The sequence below is a fragment of the Polyangiaceae bacterium genome (assembly GCA_016715885.1).
Taxonomy (GTDB): domain Bacteria; phylum Myxococcota_A; class Polyangia; order Polyangiales; family Polyangiaceae; genus Polyangium.
Window position 1 is genome coordinate 345,855 of the sequence record JADJXL010000001.1, and the last position, 15,223, is coordinate 361,077.

8 protein-coding genes and 1 pseudogene are annotated in these 15,223 nt (G+C 58.6%); 2 read left to right on the top strand and 7 right to left on the bottom strand.

The window, feature by feature from the left end:
* Positions 1–11: 11 nt before the first annotated feature.
* The 5 genes and pseudogenes from galE to IPM54_01585 form a co-directional block, all read right to left on the bottom strand.
* A complete protein-coding gene (gene galE / locus IPM54_01565; protein MBK9258506.1) occupies positions 12–1,016 on the bottom strand; it encodes a UDP-glucose 4-epimerase GalE in 1,005 nt (334 codons plus the stop codon).
* Positions 1,001–3,232 carry an SDR family oxidoreductase gene (locus IPM54_01570; protein MBK9258507.1) on the bottom strand — a complete coding sequence of 744 codons (2,232 nt, stop codon included), beginning with the start codon at positions 3,230–3,232 and terminating at the stop codon, positions 1,001–1,003. The genes galE and IPM54_01570 overlap by 16 nt, the downstream gene beginning before the upstream one ends.
* A pseudogene (gene glf, locus IPM54_01575) lies at positions 3,229–5,529 on the bottom strand (UDP-galactopyranose mutase). The gene IPM54_01570 and the pseudogene glf overlap by 4 nt, the downstream one beginning before the upstream one ends.
* A 94-nt stretch (positions 5,530–5,623) precedes the next feature.
* Positions 5,624–6,727 (bottom strand): galactokinase, encoded by a 1,104-nt coding sequence (galK, locus tag IPM54_01580; protein MBK9258508.1) that lies wholly within the window; start codon positions 6,725–6,727, stop codon positions 5,624–5,626.
* Entirely contained in the window at positions 6,728–8,647 is a 1,920-nt protein-coding gene (locus IPM54_01585) for a glycoside hydrolase family 2 (GenBank protein ID MBK9258509.1), read from the bottom strand. It lies immediately after the preceding gene.
* 250 nt (positions 8,648–8,897) lie between these two features.
* Between IPM54_01585 and IPM54_01590 the strand changes: the two genes are divergently transcribed.
* Positions 8,898–12,263, top strand: a complete 3,366-nt coding sequence (locus IPM54_01590) for a hypothetical protein (protein ID MBK9258510.1) — start codon at positions 8,898–8,900, stop codon at positions 12,261–12,263.
* 27 nt (positions 12,264–12,290) lie between these two features.
* Here the strand turns inward: IPM54_01590 and IPM54_01595 are convergent, their stop codons facing one another.
* Positions 12,291–12,959 (bottom strand): DUF4336 domain-containing protein, encoded by a 669-nt coding sequence (locus IPM54_01595; GenBank protein MBK9258511.1) that lies wholly within the window; start codon positions 12,957–12,959, stop codon positions 12,291–12,293.
* Positions 12,960–13,202: 243 nt separating this feature from the next.
* Between IPM54_01595 and IPM54_01600 the strand changes: the two genes are divergently transcribed.
* Positions 13,203–14,045 carry a hypothetical protein gene (locus tag IPM54_01600; protein MBK9258512.1) on the top strand — a complete coding sequence of 281 codons (843 nt, stop codon included), beginning with the start codon at positions 13,203–13,205 and terminating at the stop codon, positions 14,043–14,045.
* A gap of 18 nt (positions 14,046–14,063) precedes the next feature.
* On the opposite strand, the gene IPM54_01605 is transcribed toward IPM54_01600, so the two are convergent.
* Positions 14,064–15,215: a tetratricopeptide repeat protein gene (locus IPM54_01605; GenBank protein MBK9258513.1), complete on the bottom strand. Its 1,152-nt coding sequence runs from the start codon at positions 15,213–15,215 to the stop codon at positions 14,064–14,066.
* Between the last annotated feature and the right edge of the window lie 8 nt (positions 15,216–15,223).

The window sequence follows — 15,223 nt, forward strand, 5'->3', positions numbered from 1 at the left end:
TGTGATAATTTTTACTCGGCGGCTTCGATGACGTGGCCTGGACCTGCTCGATGTCGGCGCAGCCACTGCCATGCGGACGCCACGATTTCACGCAAATCCGAATATTGCGGGCGAAACCCGAGCTCGCGAGCAATACGTTCCGAGCTTGCGACGAGCACCGCCGGATCGCCCGGACGGCGTGGACCCATGCGCACGGGAATGTCTTTTCCGCATACGTCACGAGCGACGTCGACGACTTGGCGCACGGAATACCCTTGGCCGCCACAACCGAGGTTGTAAACTTTACTTTCCCCGCCGCGCATGAGCGCTTCGAGCGCGAGCACGTGGGCCCGCGCGAGGTCCGTCACGTGAATATAATCGCGCACGCAGGTTCCATCTTTCGTGGGATAATCGTCGCCAAAAATGACCACTTCATCGAGCTTTCCTAGGGCCGCTTGGAGCACGAGCGGCACGAGATGCGTCTCGGGGTCGTGCTGCTCGCCAAACCTGTCGCTGGCACCGGCTGCATTGAAATACCGCAAGCTCACGTACCGCGTACCATACGCGCGGTCGTAATGCCCGAGCGCTTTCTCGAAGGCCCATTTCGTTTCGCCATAAGGATTCGTCGGGCAAATGGGATCGTCTTCTTCAATCGGCTGCTTGCCCGTTTCACCATAAACCGCCGCGGTCGACGAAAATACGAGCGGACGAATTCCCAAGCTTCGCATGGCATCGAGCAGCACGAGCCCCCCGACGACGTTTGTCCGGTAATACGCTGCTGGATCCGACACGGATTCTCCCACGAGCGAGCGTGCAGCCATGTGAACGACGGCCTCGACGCCGTGCGTCTCGAGCGCCGAGCGAAGGGACTTTGCATCGAGCAAATCGGCTTCGACGAACGCTGCTTCGGACATCACCGATTCGCGATGACCTTTCGACAAGTCATCATAAACGACGACCTCGTGCCCGTCTGCCAATAGCTCTTGCGTTACGACGCTGCCAATGTACCCCGCGCCGCCGGTCACCATGACGCGCATGCGCCCCTCCATCGAGCGGTATCTTCCCCCGCGAAGGGAATGGCCCGCTCCGAAATGTACCTGTTCAGAGAATCATCCAGTGAAGGCAAAAGAATAGCCCGTTCACTTCCTAGCACGCAATAGGCAGGACGTGGAGCTCGAAACCCGAGCGCGCTCGATGGACATCCCACGAGTCCCGTCGTGTCGATTCCTGCGAACACCGCGCTCGACCGCGCCAATTCCAGCCACGAAACGGCTCCTTGATTGGCAACGTGCCAGATTCCCGATTCACCGTCAATCAGCAAATCCAGCACGGCATTCACGAGGTCCGGTACATACGTCGGCGATACGACCGAGTCTTCCGCAGCTCGGAAACTCCCACCCAGGAGCAGTGCGCGAAGGGCTCGAAATATGAAATTGTGTTCGTCCCATGGACCGAAGAATGCGGCCGTGCGAATCACGAGCGCTTCGTCATTCGTTTCCACGATGATTCGTTCGGCGAGTGCCTTGGTTTTCCCATAAATGCCAAGCGGCGACACGTCGTCGCTTTCGACGTAGGGACGTCCTCGAGCGCCATCGAAGACGAGATCCGACGAAAACGTCACCATTCGAATGGATCGCTCACGGCACACGCGGGCAAGGACATTCGGACCCATGACGTTTTCTCGTTCGCAACGCTCCGGCTCGCGCTCGGCATCATCGACGCGCACGTAGCCCGCAGCATTGATGACCGCCCAGGGCGAGGATTCGTCGAGCATTCGATTGACGGACGACGAATCCGCAATGTCCATTTCTTTGCGCGTGACGAGCCGGCACGGCAAACCTCGTAATGGAGCGATGCGTCCGAATGCGGCACCAAGCGTCCCCGAGGCCCCGGTAATGAGGATCGATCGCGGCGCTGGATTCGGCGGAGCGTCATTCGTAAGCGTCGCGAGCGGCCTTGGCGAGTACAGAATGCGATCGGGCCTATGCCACCAGCCTGGGACGTCGAGCACCGGGTGATCGGGCTCGCGCCCCTGCACGAGCGCACACGCAATCGTAGCGAGCGCGGTGGGACGCGGGGCGGGAGCACGCACGTCGAAGGCGCCGGGCTCGTAATGGCCCGCGTCGCGTGTGACCAGCGTGTTCCAATCGAAAGACCCGAGCAGCGCCCATAACGTGACAGCGCGAACGTCGACGTTTTCGGCACGCGCTGCTTGGGCTGCGCGGTATGCTTCGACAAACCACCGGAGCTGCTCTTCGCGGCCGCCTCCGAGGTGCGCTTCCGTGATGGCGAGCGGAATGCGATAACGCCGCCACAACATGCGCAAAAGCTCGATGTGCCCCACGAGCGATTGTCCTGCCACACGCACGGCTTCCACGTCTGCGTAGGCATCACGGCCATTTCCACCGTGCAGACATACCGGATACGCGTCCAAATGCTCGTCCAGGAACCGGTCGCTCGTGACATAATAATTGATTCCAAGGATGTCCGGCGCGCACGTATGATCACGAAAATAGGCAAGCTCCGCTTCGCCTATGCCATGATGAACGACATAATCGTAAAGCGGATGCTCCGGGCCCACGCGACCCACGAGCAGGTCGGTGCCGAGCAGCCGGCGTTGATTTTCATGTTCGGCCTGATAAGCAAGTTTTGGCGTGCTGGTCGTTCGGCCAAAGTCCTCGGTTTGTACGAGTTTTGCGGCGGGATTTTTCGAGCGCACCGCACGCATGGCTCGCACGGTCGCGAAACATTGCACGACGAGCGCGCGGAGAAAGTTCACCGGGTCGCACAGATGCGGATACCACAAACCGTAGAGCGCGCTGAATCGCGCCGTCGTGAGCGGTTCGTTCACCGGCGTATACGCGTCGACCCACGGATAACGCTCCGCGACGGCGTGCGCATACTCCTCGATACCATCGGCAAATGATCGCTTCACCAAACTCGTTTGTCGCGGCCCACTGCCATGATGGCAGAGCCCCACGATGGGCCGAATGCCCAGCTCGCGGAGTCGCCCGAGCCGCTCGTCGGCCCAGGACCAATTGGCTTTGTCGATTCCTTCGGGGGCGACCGATTCCCACAGCACGGGATAACGCACGGTACGTATGCCGAGCGCTCCGAAGCGGTCCAAGTCTTCGATGCGCCCACAGTGCCCATTACGCTGGAGTTGATCGAAATAGACGTCTCCGACGCGATTGACCGTGCACTCGATCCCCGCCCATATTTCGAGGTCCGCGTTCATGATTTTCTCGCTCATGCAGCTCGCACGACCGTACTTTCTTTTCGCGAAAGTCCTGCGATTTTTGAATAAAGCGTGAGCGCTTGGGCGACCACCTGGTCCATGTTGTAATACTTGTACGTGGCAAGCCTGCCGACGAAGTGAACGTTCTTCGTCGCTTGCGCCAGAGCCTCGTACTTGCGATAAAGCTCGGCATTTTCAGGTCGCGGTATCGGGTAATAGGGGTCCCCTTCCGCCCGCGGGAATTCGTAAACGACGCTCGTTTTTCGGTGCTCTTGGCCCGTGAGATACTTGAACTCCGTCACGCGCGTGTAGGCGTGCTCGTTCGGGTAATTGATGACCGGTGCGGGTTGCGCGACTTCGACGTTGCGCGTTTCGAATCGAAATTCGAGCGATCGGTAGGGAAGTTTGCCGTAACAATGATCGAAATACGCATCGATGGGGCCGGTGTAGATCAATTCCGCATGAGGAATCACGTGCTCCACGTCCCGGTAGTCGGTGCATAGCATGATTTTGATGTTGGAATGATCGAGCATTCGTTCGAACAATCGGGTGTAACCATGAAGCGGCATGACCTGGTAGGTGTCGGTGAAGTACCGATCGTCTCGATTGGTTCGAATGGGAATGCGGGCCGTCACGGACGCGTCGAGCTCGGACGGGTCGAGGTTCCATTGTTTGCGCGTGTAGCCGCGGAAAAACTTTTCGTAGAGCTCTCGGCCCACTTTGCTGACGATGACGTCTTCGGATGTCTTGATACGTTCGACTTTTTCAGCACGCCCTGCGAAAAACGCTTCGACTTCGAATGAATTGAGCGACAAATTGTAGAGCTTGTTCACCGTATCGAGATTGATCGGAATCGGTACGAGCTGCCCGTCGACGGAAGCGAGCACTCGGTGCTGGTACGGGCGCCACAGCGTGAATTGCGACAAGTAATCGAAGACCTCCCGCGAATTCGTGTGAAAGATGTGTGGCCCGTACCGATGGACGAGAATGCCGTCGTCGTCGTGATGATCGAATGCATTGCCGCCGATGTGCGGGCGTCTGTCCACGATGAGGACACGTTTTCCCGAGCCTCGCGCCAGACGCTCCGCGAGCACGCTTCCGGCAAAGCCTGCGCCGACGATCATGTAATCGAACACGGAACCTCCTCATCTGGCAGAAAAACAAGATTGCAGGAGACCCTCGATGTGATCGTAGGTCGAATCCCATGACATTCGCGAAAGCAGCGCATCGACCCGTGCTATCCTCTGCTCTCGGGCTTGTCCTTCTTCCGCGAGGCATTCTTCGACAGCCCGAATGAAATGGTCGGCCGTGTCAGCAATATGCACGAAACCTTGTTCGCCATAAGGCCGCACGACATCGCGGATCGACGTCGATACCACGGGTTTTCCCGCGGCAAGGTATTCCGGCGTTTTCGTGGGACTGATGAATCGAGTTGCCTCGTTGCGTGCAAAAGGCAAAACCGCGACGTCCCAGCCCGCGAGATACCTGGGCAATTCGTCGTACTTTTTCATCCCCAGCCAATGAATGTTCGGCATGCGCGGCAATGTCGCCGGATCGATTTTCACGACCGGGCCGACCATGACGAAGTGCCAATCGGGCCGCGCTCGAGCCACGGCGGCCAAAAGGTTCACATCCAATCGTTCGTCCATCACACCGAAAAAACCGAGCCTTGGATGAGGAATGCCGGCCTGATCCGCAGGTTCGGTGCCGTTCGCCGATCGGCGTGCCTCCGCAAAATGCGCCACATCCACGCTGCTTGGAATGGCATGAATGTTGTGATGAAATGATCGCTTGGCCTCGTACAGGCTATGGCCGCCGGTAAATACGACGTGTGCACGTCGAAAAAGTTCCTTTTCACGCTCTCGCAGGGCTTTCGGCGCATGAGCGAACGCCGAGAGCTCGTCCATGCAATCGTATACGATGGTATGGGCATCGAGATGGCTCGTAAACCCGAGCGCCATTGGCGTGTAATACCAAAGGATGAAATCCTCGATGGCGTTCGTCCTGAATAATCCGGCGAGCAGCGTACGTTGGGTATCTTCGGTTTGCGTCACGGAGAGTCCGGGAGGCACATGTGGCACGGCGACCCACACGCCTGGATACGCTTGGTCGAGCGCGAGTCGCGGTGGACCGTCGGCAATGACGGGTTCCTCGAAGAAAAAAACGCGGCGACGTGATGCACAACGCGTGAGCAGGTGTTGCGGTCTTTGAAAAACGAAATTCCAGCGTAGGTGAGATAGGCAAATGACGTCAAGGCTGCGCTTTTCTTGCAATACCGGTTCGCGCGCAGCCATCGCACCTCGGGTATTCATTGAAGAACCTCCGGATGACCACCATGTCAAATGTCATGCCAAGCGTAGCGGTTCGACTTGGGCGATAATTGCTCTATTCGGATGCGTTCGGCCGCTACGATTGCACGGGCAAGAGCACCGTGGGCGTTTTACCTGTCCGCATGGCATAAGCCGCTGCAATACGCGCTGCTGCGCCGGCGCCACTTCCGCGTTTGGCCACCATGACGACGGATCCGCCAAAACCACCGCCGGTCAAGCGGGCACCTAGCACGTCGGGCTCGTTTTCCGCGAGCGCGACGAGCGTATCGATTTCAGACGTGGATACCTCGTAATCATCGCGCATCGATACGTGCGAAGCGTGAAAGAGCCGACCGAGCGCATCCAAGTCACCGGTGCGCAGCGCCGAAACAGCCTCGAGCACGCGTGCATTTTCTGTTATCACATGCCGCGCACGCCGAGCGAGCAGATCGGGAAGGTTCTCGAGATGCGCGGTATCCGGTGTCAAATCGCATAGTTGCGCGACGCCGAGCAAGGATGCTGCGCGCTGGCATTCCGCGCGCCTCGTGCGATATTCTCCTCCAGCGTGCTGATGCGTGACGCCCGATGCGATGACGATGAGCTCGCCATTGGTTGGAAATGAAATGAATTCATGATGCAGATTGCGTGTATTTAAAAAAAGCGCCGCATCCGTGCTCGCAAGGCTCGATGCCATTTGATCCATGATGCCGACTGGCGCGCCGACGAAGTCGTTTTCCACGCGCTTACCCGCGAGCGCAATGGCCACGTCGTCGATGTTCAATCGAAACAGCCTTCGCAATCCTCGCATGAGCGATACTTCGAGCGCTGCGCTCGAGGACAAACCGCTACCGACAGGAACCTTCGACGTAATGCGCACGTCGAATCCCTCGAGGGAATGCCCCTCGTCTGCGAGAATGCGCGTGACCCCTTGAACGTAGTCGATCCACGATCCGCGCCTCGTTTCTTCGCCCAAAATGTAAAGCTCCGGAGCTTCACCGATGGCGTCGCTCCATGCCCGCACCACGCGATCGTTACGCCTGGCGAGCGCGACGAACGTTTCTTGTGGTGTTGCAATCGGAAGAACGAATCCGCCATTGTAATCGGTGTGTTCACCAATGAGATTCACTCGGCCAGGAGCATGCGCGACCACGTCGGGCTCGCGTCCGAATACGTCATGAAAACTGGGTGAATCTACTGGCACCTATTCCTCCTCATCGTTCGATTCCGTTGCGCCCAGCGGGGGGACTTCACCGGTATGGCCGAGCATTTCTTCTTCCACGAGGTCCGGCAATGCTCCCTCATGCCGTGGTCCCTCGTACGCCAATAGCTCGAGCGAATCGGGAAGCTCCCACAGACGAGCGTGACCGCGCGTGGCGCTTGCAATTCGTTCGAGGGGAATTTTCGGCGTTCGATCGGCATAGAGCAGGCCGTTCGCTTCCTGGTAGGTATCTGCAAATTGCGTATAGCAGAAACCGGAGAACATTTCCACCGCTCGCACGACACCCAGCAATCCCTCGTAGGTTTCCGCAAAAGCGTCGGGCGTCGCACATCGAGAATACCCCCACGTTTTATCGGCATCGGCGGCGAACGCAATGCCCCCGAATTCGGACAATACGAGCGGATGTTCGACTTCGGGGGAGCCACCCAGCACCAAAATACGTCCGCCAGGACGTTCGCGTCGCAATATTCGCGGTCGCGCTTCGGGGGTGTGATAACGGCGAGCCACACGTTCGGCATCCGCGTCGTAATCATGTATGCCGATGATATCGGTGGCGACGCTCTCCCAGCCGTCGTTTCCGATGACCGGACGCGTCGGATCCAGCGTTTTGGTCAAGTGATAAAGCGCCGTGACGTAATGCCGCTCCGCCGCATTGTCCGGAAGGTTCGGCACGCCCCAGGATTCATTGAAAGGAACCCACGCGATGATGCACGGATGGCTGTAATCTCGTTCCATGACGGCGAGCCATTCATGCGTCAGTCGTTCGATGGATTGCAGCGTGAATCGATAGGCGCTCGGCATTTCGGCCCATACGAGCAGCCCGAGCCTATCGGCCCAATACAAATAGCGAGGATCTTCGATTTTCTGATGCTTGCGCACACCATTGAAACCCATCGCGCGCGCAAGCTCGACATCGCGTCGCAATGCCGCATCGTCCGGCGGCGTCATACCCGTCTCGGGCCAATATCCTTGATCAAGCACCATGCGTAGCGGATATGGCCGCCCATTAAAAACGATGCGCTCGCCCTGCAATGCAATGCTTCTTAATGCCGTGTAACTCTCCACGCGATCGAGAATGGTCCCGTCGGGCTTCACGAGCTCGAGCTCCGCGTCGATGAGCGTTGGCGAGCCGGGCCGCCAGAGCAGCATGTTGCGAAAATCGTCGATTCCAGGATCGGAAAGTGCAATACGCCGATGAACTTCCCCGGAAACCACCGCATACCGATCGTCGACGAGCAGGCTCCCGCGGGCGCTGAGCCGCAAGCGCAACTCCAAGCGGTCGCCACGGTATTCGTCGATTTTGGCGAACATGTCGATTTCCCACCGATCGAGGCTCGACATCCACCGAAGATTCCGAATGTGCGTTTTGGGTACTCGTTCGAGCCAAACGGTTTGCCAGATGCCGGTCGTCCGCGGGTACCATATCGAATGCGGTTCGAGCTGCCAATCTTGCTTGCCGCGTGGTTTTGCGAGATCCGCAGGATCATCGAATGCGCGAACGACCATTTCGATGGGTCCAGGCCGAAGCGCGTGCTCCGTGATGTCCACGGAAAACGGCGAATATCCACCCTCGTGGCGACCAACGATGGAACGATTCGCCCATACGGTGGCTTCGTAATCGACTGCGCCGAAGTGCACGACGAGCCGCTCGTCAGGACGCAGCCGGGGCGGGTCGAACTTGATTCGATACCAGCATGCGTCGAAAAAACCGGTCTCGCCAATGCCGCTCCTGGTTGTTTCAGGCGCGAAGGGAACGACAATCGTGCGGTCCCAGGTGACTTCTTCCGGCCTTGCCCAGCGAGCGTGGTGATCCAACGCAAAGTCCCAGGTTCCGTTGAGCGACCTCCAGCCGGCCCGTCGGAGCTGCGGCCTGGGGTAGCCGTGCACGTAAGACCGACTCATACGTCTCTCCTAATGTCCATTTACGATGCCCGCAACGCCGCCATTCTCGACAGCGAGCTCGGCTCTCGCGCAATCACCAGAGCTTGCCGCACCGCCGTTTCAATCAATGCCAAGGCATGACCCGACGAGCGCGGACGGTTGCGCTTTCTCCAGGATTACCGCTTTTCAACCTTATGTGACATTCGCTTGACAGCGCTGCTCTGTATTCCATACCACATGATATTCGTGCTTTGGGAGGGAGGACGTGCGCATGCGCTCGCGCATACCCTTTATTGTGGCTTTCTTGCTCTGCGCCGAGACTGCAATGGGGGCAGATCCCGTCCGGACATGGGAGGAATCACTTGCAGATTGGACGCTCGATGCGCGAGTGCCTTTCGGCGCTGACGGATTCGTCCTGGGTGGTGGCGCCAGTTTGGCCCGGACACCCGAAATCCGTGTGCAGGGTGCGATCGAAGAATCGGTCGTTTTTCAGGATCCCGATTACGATTCGCATTGGGTGGAAGACTCCGCCGGCGTCGCGCGCTGGTTTGTCCGCCGCGGGTTCGTCCAGAAAAACGTCGTCGAGCTTCATGCGTGGCTCGAAGAAAAAATTACAAATAGCGATGCCATTGGCACGAGCGTCGTATTTGCCATGGGCGTTGCGCCGACATCGATTGTGCATGCGCCTTATGATGATTGCCTCCTGTCCCGTTACGTCGAGTCGGGTGGTCGTGTGGTTTGGTTGTCGAACGTGCCGATGTACGTGGCCCAGGGCGAGATGGGGCCAAAAATCATTCTTGGCTCGGAGCCGCAGCGGCAGATGCTCGGATTGTCCACGGATCCCCAGACATTTTATGGTGCCGAGGGGCCGACGCTCACACAAATGGGCCAATCGTGGGGCCTCGAGCCGGTCAATTCACTCACGCGGCCTGTGAAAAATATCGGTCTTTCTGCTTGCTTCTTCAGCGATCCCGCCGGCGAGTATTGCGGTGTGGGGCTCGTGAATTTGCGCCCCGACGCGCCGCTCAGTGGATTCATTTTCATGCCAGATCCACTCGATCCGTCAAAGGAAGCGCTGCTCCGAAATGCATATCGGCTCGCGACATGGTCGGGTTCGCCCGTGACGATTCCACCGCCAAGCGCATTGGAAGCCGAAGCCCTTCCATTTACGGCATCCCTGCGGTTTGGCGAGGACGATACGCGGAGCACGTTCGCGCGTGGAGACACCGTGCCAATTTACCTGCGCATACAGTCTCGCGGCCGCTCGCCGCTCGATACGAGCGCCGCATTGACGGTGACGGACGGGAGCAAGACACTGACGAAATGGGTTGGTCCGGTACGTGCGCTTCCGCTGGAAACGGATGTTTTGCTGGATGAGCTCGATCTTGGCGGATTGCGCCGTGGTGTATACGAGGCTACGATTACAATTGCACCTGGAATATCGATCGACCCGGATTTCAATGCGACGACGTCGTTCGTACCCGATGCCGTGACGTTGACGCGCGACCTTCGCGTCGCACCCATTCCCGATCACGAGGGCACTCACGTTGCATTGTGGGCATCCGCATCGCCATCGCCCACACGCACGGCACACCTTCTCGATTGGCTCGCCGATCACCATCTCGAGCCTCATTTCACGGACGATGACGCGGTTGGTCGGGACCTCGCCATGTGGCACGGCATGAGCTTTTCCGTGCGGCGACTTGGCGAATCCGCGAATGCGCCCGCTCCTCCCGGTTATGATTCCTGGCGACGTGGAGCCAATGGTGAAATCATGCAAGTCGCGGCGCTCGGGAATGAACGAGTGGCCAAGGGATATGCCAATCCATTCCGCCGTCAAATGGAGGCCGACGATTTTGGGCGCCGAATTGCTTTCGATAATCAATTTCCGGCATTTCGTCGCAGGGCGATGACCAGCGACGATTACAGTCAATGGTTCGGCATCGACTACAACCGTTTTGTGACGGAAGGGTTTCACGATCGATTCGGAATCGAAGCTCCACGGCCCGCAACGCTCGGAGATTCCAGCGACATCGGCAAAGTCGTACCGCCTCTGCCGGGCATCATTCCGGATGACGATCCGTGGATTTTGCTCAACCGCTACTGGTGTGAAGACATTCATGGCGACACCGCACGTCGATTGAGCCAGGCAATGCATGACAATACCGATGGATTGGGGATGGTCGGGCAGATTTCCGGTGGTATGCAAATTCCCGTCATGCAGCTTCAATCCGCGCAATATCCGCCCTATTTCATGGGCGACAAGGGCTATTCGCTCATTTCTTTCTATTACTACAATCGATTGTGGCAACCGCCGCTCGCGCACGTGTGGTGGCTCGAGGTCGCGCGAATGGGCAACCGCGGGCGTGAGCAATGGATCATGCCGGATAGCGGGTACGAGGGCGAGAACGCATCGGCCATCTACGACCATTTCGGTTGGCTCATGCTGGCTGGCGGAGCGAAAGGAATTCAATATTTCAATTATGATTCGATGAGCCCCGGGGGAATTCAAGCCATGGCGACCTTTGGCGGCATATCGAAGGAATACGGCCGCCTCCTCGCGGAGCTTTTGCCAGCACCCAAAAAGGTCGCTTTGCTCGTCCCATTCGAGCAGCTCCTGTACAAACCCACGAGCTCCTACGAGCTTTTGTATCCGTTCATGGATTTGCTCCAAGCGAAAGTGGATGTCGAGCCCGTCAGCCCGGACGAGCTCGACGCGACGAGTATTCAGCGATACGAGGCGGTCATCGTTGCCCAAACGAGTTGGCTCACGCAATCGACGGCGACGCTGCTTTCCGATTACGCGCAAACGGGTGGCAAGCTGATCCTCGATGAGCCGTCCGGGCAAGCGCTTGCCATTGCTGGTGCGACGCAGTTGCCCATGAGAATCGGTGGCGCGTCGATCTACGAGACGGGCAATGCGACGCAAATTGCGCAGGTGAAGACAATGCTTGGCAGCATCGTCCAGCCGCCTGTGAATTGCGACGATCCGAACGTGACATTCCGCCGTTTCGATGCGGCGGGTGTGCCCTATCTTTACGTCAATCACAACATGACGGGGGCCGAATACCTTGCTTACCGCCAGTCGAACTTCCAGGACGATCGGCTCGCGGAAAAAATGGGATATGGTAGCGATGTCGTGGCAGCTCGGATTGTCAGGCCAAACGATATGCGCGTTCCGTTCGACGTGTTCGCACGCAAGGCCCTTCCGGTCGAGTTGCATCGGGGCATGATGCAATTCGTCGTGCCGCTGCCGAAATGGCAAGGGCGCCTTTTGGCATTCTTACCGGAAGTGCCACGACGACTTCAACTGGCAATGCCGCCGAAGGTCGCAGCGGGTGCCCCCATTCCGCTGACCGCGCGACTCGTCGGCAGAAGAGGGAACGTCGATGCGCCGTTTCCGCTCCACGTGACGGTCACCGACCCAAATGGGCAAAGGAGCGAAGAATATGGCCGGAGACTGTTGGCACGCAGCGGGGTTGTCACGTCCCATTTCGAGTTTGCGGACAACGACGTAGCAGGACGGTGGACGATTGCCGTGCGCGATGCTTTGACGGGCCTCGAGGCGACGACGACGTTCGAACTCGTGAAGGACGTACCGGGACGAATCAGAGAATGGCGACGACCACTGAATTGATGGATGGCCAAACGTCGCGACTCGCCATCACACCCAAGCATACGCGTGCCGAATGACGTTCGTGCCATCTTCATGCACGAGCCCTCCGTGCGACAAAATGATTCGTTCGGGCGCCCATTCGAGAATTCGATCCACTTGACGTCGCGCCACACGTCGATCGCGCACCATGACGCGCTCGAGATACCCCGTTCCCGGTGCGTCATTCCACATCAATCGCGCGACGATTTTCGTCGTTGCCGATGGATGTTTCGAAAGATTCAAGAGCGCGTCCGCGCAGATCATTGTTTTCGATCGTGCGTCGTAAAAAACGACTTCGTTTTCGCGCCGTGCGGAAAAATAAACCTGTTGCAATTCCTTGGCCCACGCTTCATGCGGCGTGTCGCCGAGAACGCATGTGAATGCAAGATCCGGACGTTTCCAATCGAGCCCCTGGCAGGCAGCAAAAATCGCTTTGGGATAGGCTGCCATCCAAGCGCCCACGTAAAGGTGGTGAAATAAGCTTGGAGCAACCACCGCCCGCACTTCGCCGAGCGCATCGACGTCGCGACGCATTTGCGCATCGAGCGCCACGGGAGAATGCACGAACAACCCCCCACTGGATAACTTCACCACGGTCATCCGCGAGCCTGTTTCGACCCCCAAAAATTTGACGGGACGCGTCGCAATCCAAATACTTTCACTCCACGGTTCGAGCATGCCCGAGATGCTAACACTCGACCCGACCGATTGACAAGGCCGTCGAAATCATGTTTCCTCTGAAACACTGCCGGACACAATCGAGTCGGCTGGTCATCGACGCGGAGTTTTCCCATGCGACTTTCGGTGCCTTTCTGCGTGCTTCCAATCGCCATACTTTCTGGATGCAGTGACGACACGCCCTCCGGTTCAGGAGGTAACGGCGGCGCGTCGAGCTCTTCCGCATCGAGCAGCGGCGGTGGAATGGGCGGCGCTGGTGGATCTGCAGGCGGATCGAGCTCGTCGAGCTCCGGAAATGGCGGCGGAGGAGCGGGAGGCGGATCGAGCTCGTCGAGCTCCAGCAGCGGTGGCGGGGCAGGCAATGGGTTTGGCGACATCGTTTCGGGCGCCCTTTACGAAGAGATGTTTCCAAACCGAAATGCGCTGTATTCGTACGATGCCATCGTCGCGGCAGGCAATGCAACGCCCGCGTTCTGCAATGAAGGAACGATGGACGATCGAAAGCGCGAAGCGGCCGCATTCTTGGCCAACATTTCGCATGAAACGACAGGTGGATGGCCACAAGCTCCCGGAGGTCCCGAATCCTGGGGACTTTATTTCATCCAAGAAGTCGGTTGCGAGAATGGCGCCTGCACGTGGTATTGCGACGCAGGCAACGTTACCTATCCATGTGCGCCCGGAAAAACCTATCACGGACGTGGACCCATCCAACTGAGCTGGAATTACAATTATGGATTCGCTGGCGATGCGCTCGGCTTGCCGCTCCTCACGAACCCCGACCTCGTCACGTCCGATGGAACCGTCGCCTTCAAAACAGGCGTTTGGTTCTGGTCGACGCCACAAGCTCCCAAGCCGTCTTGCCATGACGTCATGACCGGCAAGTGGACGCCTTCCGGCGCCGATGTTGCGGCTGGCAGGTTGCCTGGGTTTGGCATGACAATCAATATCATCAATGGCGGGCTCGAATGCAGTATACCTACGAACGCCAAGGTCGAGGATCGCGTGAAATTCTACATGCGCTATACGCAATTACTCGGTGTGGACCCCGGACCCAATCTTTATTGCGACACGATGGCTCATTATTGAAGAGCCGAAAGGGCAGTTTTAGAGGTATTTGGGATTCTCGCCAACGGTTGCCGAGCTCGTCGGCGCTGGGGCCGGCGTCAATGCATCCACGCGCCCCTTCGCGTCTCTTTGCAATTCGAGCACCGAATCTTTTTGAGGTCCCTCCGCCGGAAGAGCCAACACTTGACGATAATTCACGAGCGCTTCTTGGGTTTTTCCAAGCCGCTCGTTTGCCATGCCCGAACCAAAAATCGCCGGCGCAACGCGAGCGTTTCTGGCAAGCACTTGGCCGAAGATCGAAAGCGCCTGTTCCGCTCTGTCGAGTTTCACGAGCGTAAACCCCAGCGCAATCGCAGTGGCTTGATCCTGACGCGATTGCATTGCTGTCCGAAGCGCATCTTCGGCTTCTTCGAGCTGTCCGAGGCCGAGCAAGGCTTGCCCGAGCGCGCTCAATGCATCCACATTTTTCGGATCGAAAGCGAGCGCTCGACGAAGCTCCCGCGCCGCATCCGCGTGTTTTCCTTGTCGCAGACGCGCCGTTCCAAGCGCCAAACGCACGGCAGGATCGTCCTCTTGGCGCGCAGCGGCTTCCAATTTGTCGATGGCTCCAGCCACGTCGCCTTCCGCCAATTTGATTCGGCCAAGCCCCAAGAGGGCACCCGGCGCATCGGGTTTGCGCTGCAATGCGAGCTCGAATTCGAGTTTCGCGGTCGCGCTTCCGGAAGGTTCGTTCAGGTAAAACATCCCTAGCGCAACGTGCGGGACGTGCGATTGCGGATCGGCTTTGACCGCTTCGGCAAACTTTGCCTTGGCCCCTTCCATGTCTCCTCGGCGCGCCAGCACGTGGCCGAGTGCGGTGAGACAAACGGCGTCGAGGCCCTTCTCCGTTTCGCGCAAAAGCGTTGCCTCGTAAGCGAGATCCTCGAGCGCCTCCTGTGCGACGCGAGTGGGCGCATGGGCGAGCAAATACACGCGGCCTCGCATTTGCGCACGCTGCACGCGGGCGTCGTGCGGCGCGAGCTCGTGCGCGTGCGCGTACGCGGAGAGCGCTTGCGCGAAGTGGCCATCTGCGAGCGCCATGTCGCCACGACGCAGGTGCTCGGCGACGAGCTCCGATGGTTTGTCGCAGCCCATGAGGAGCGGCAGCACCAGAAAAAGGAGTCGTCCGGGGAGGGGTAGGGCGCGAGACATCGAATTCT

Excerpts from the sequence above, each read along its gene's own strand:
- galE (MBK9258506.1), bottom strand. The coding sequence starts at position 1,016 with ATGCGCGTCATGGTGACCGGCGGCGCGGGGTACATTGGCAGCGTCGTA.
- IPM54_01570 (MBK9258507.1), bottom strand. The coding sequence starts at position 3,232 with ATGAGCGAGAAAATCATGAACGCGGACCTCGAAATATGGGCGGGGATC.
- IPM54_01585 (MBK9258509.1), bottom strand. The coding sequence starts at position 8,647 with ATGAGTCGGTCTTACGTGCACGGCTACCCCAGGCCGCAGCTCCGACGG.
- IPM54_01590 (MBK9258510.1), top strand. The coding sequence starts at position 8,898 with ATGCGCTCGCGCATACCCTTTATTGTGGCTTTCTTGCTCTGCGCCGAG.
- IPM54_01595 (MBK9258511.1), bottom strand. The coding sequence starts at position 12,959 with ATGCTCGAACCGTGGAGTGAAAGTATTTGGATTGCGACGCGTCCCGTC.
- IPM54_01600 (MBK9258512.1), top strand. The coding sequence starts at position 13,203 with ATGGGCGGCGCTGGTGGATCTGCAGGCGGATCGAGCTCGTCGAGCTCC.
- IPM54_01605 (MBK9258513.1), bottom strand. The coding sequence starts at position 15,215 with ATGTCTCGCGCCCTACCCCTCCCCGGACGACTCCTTTTTCTGGTGCTG.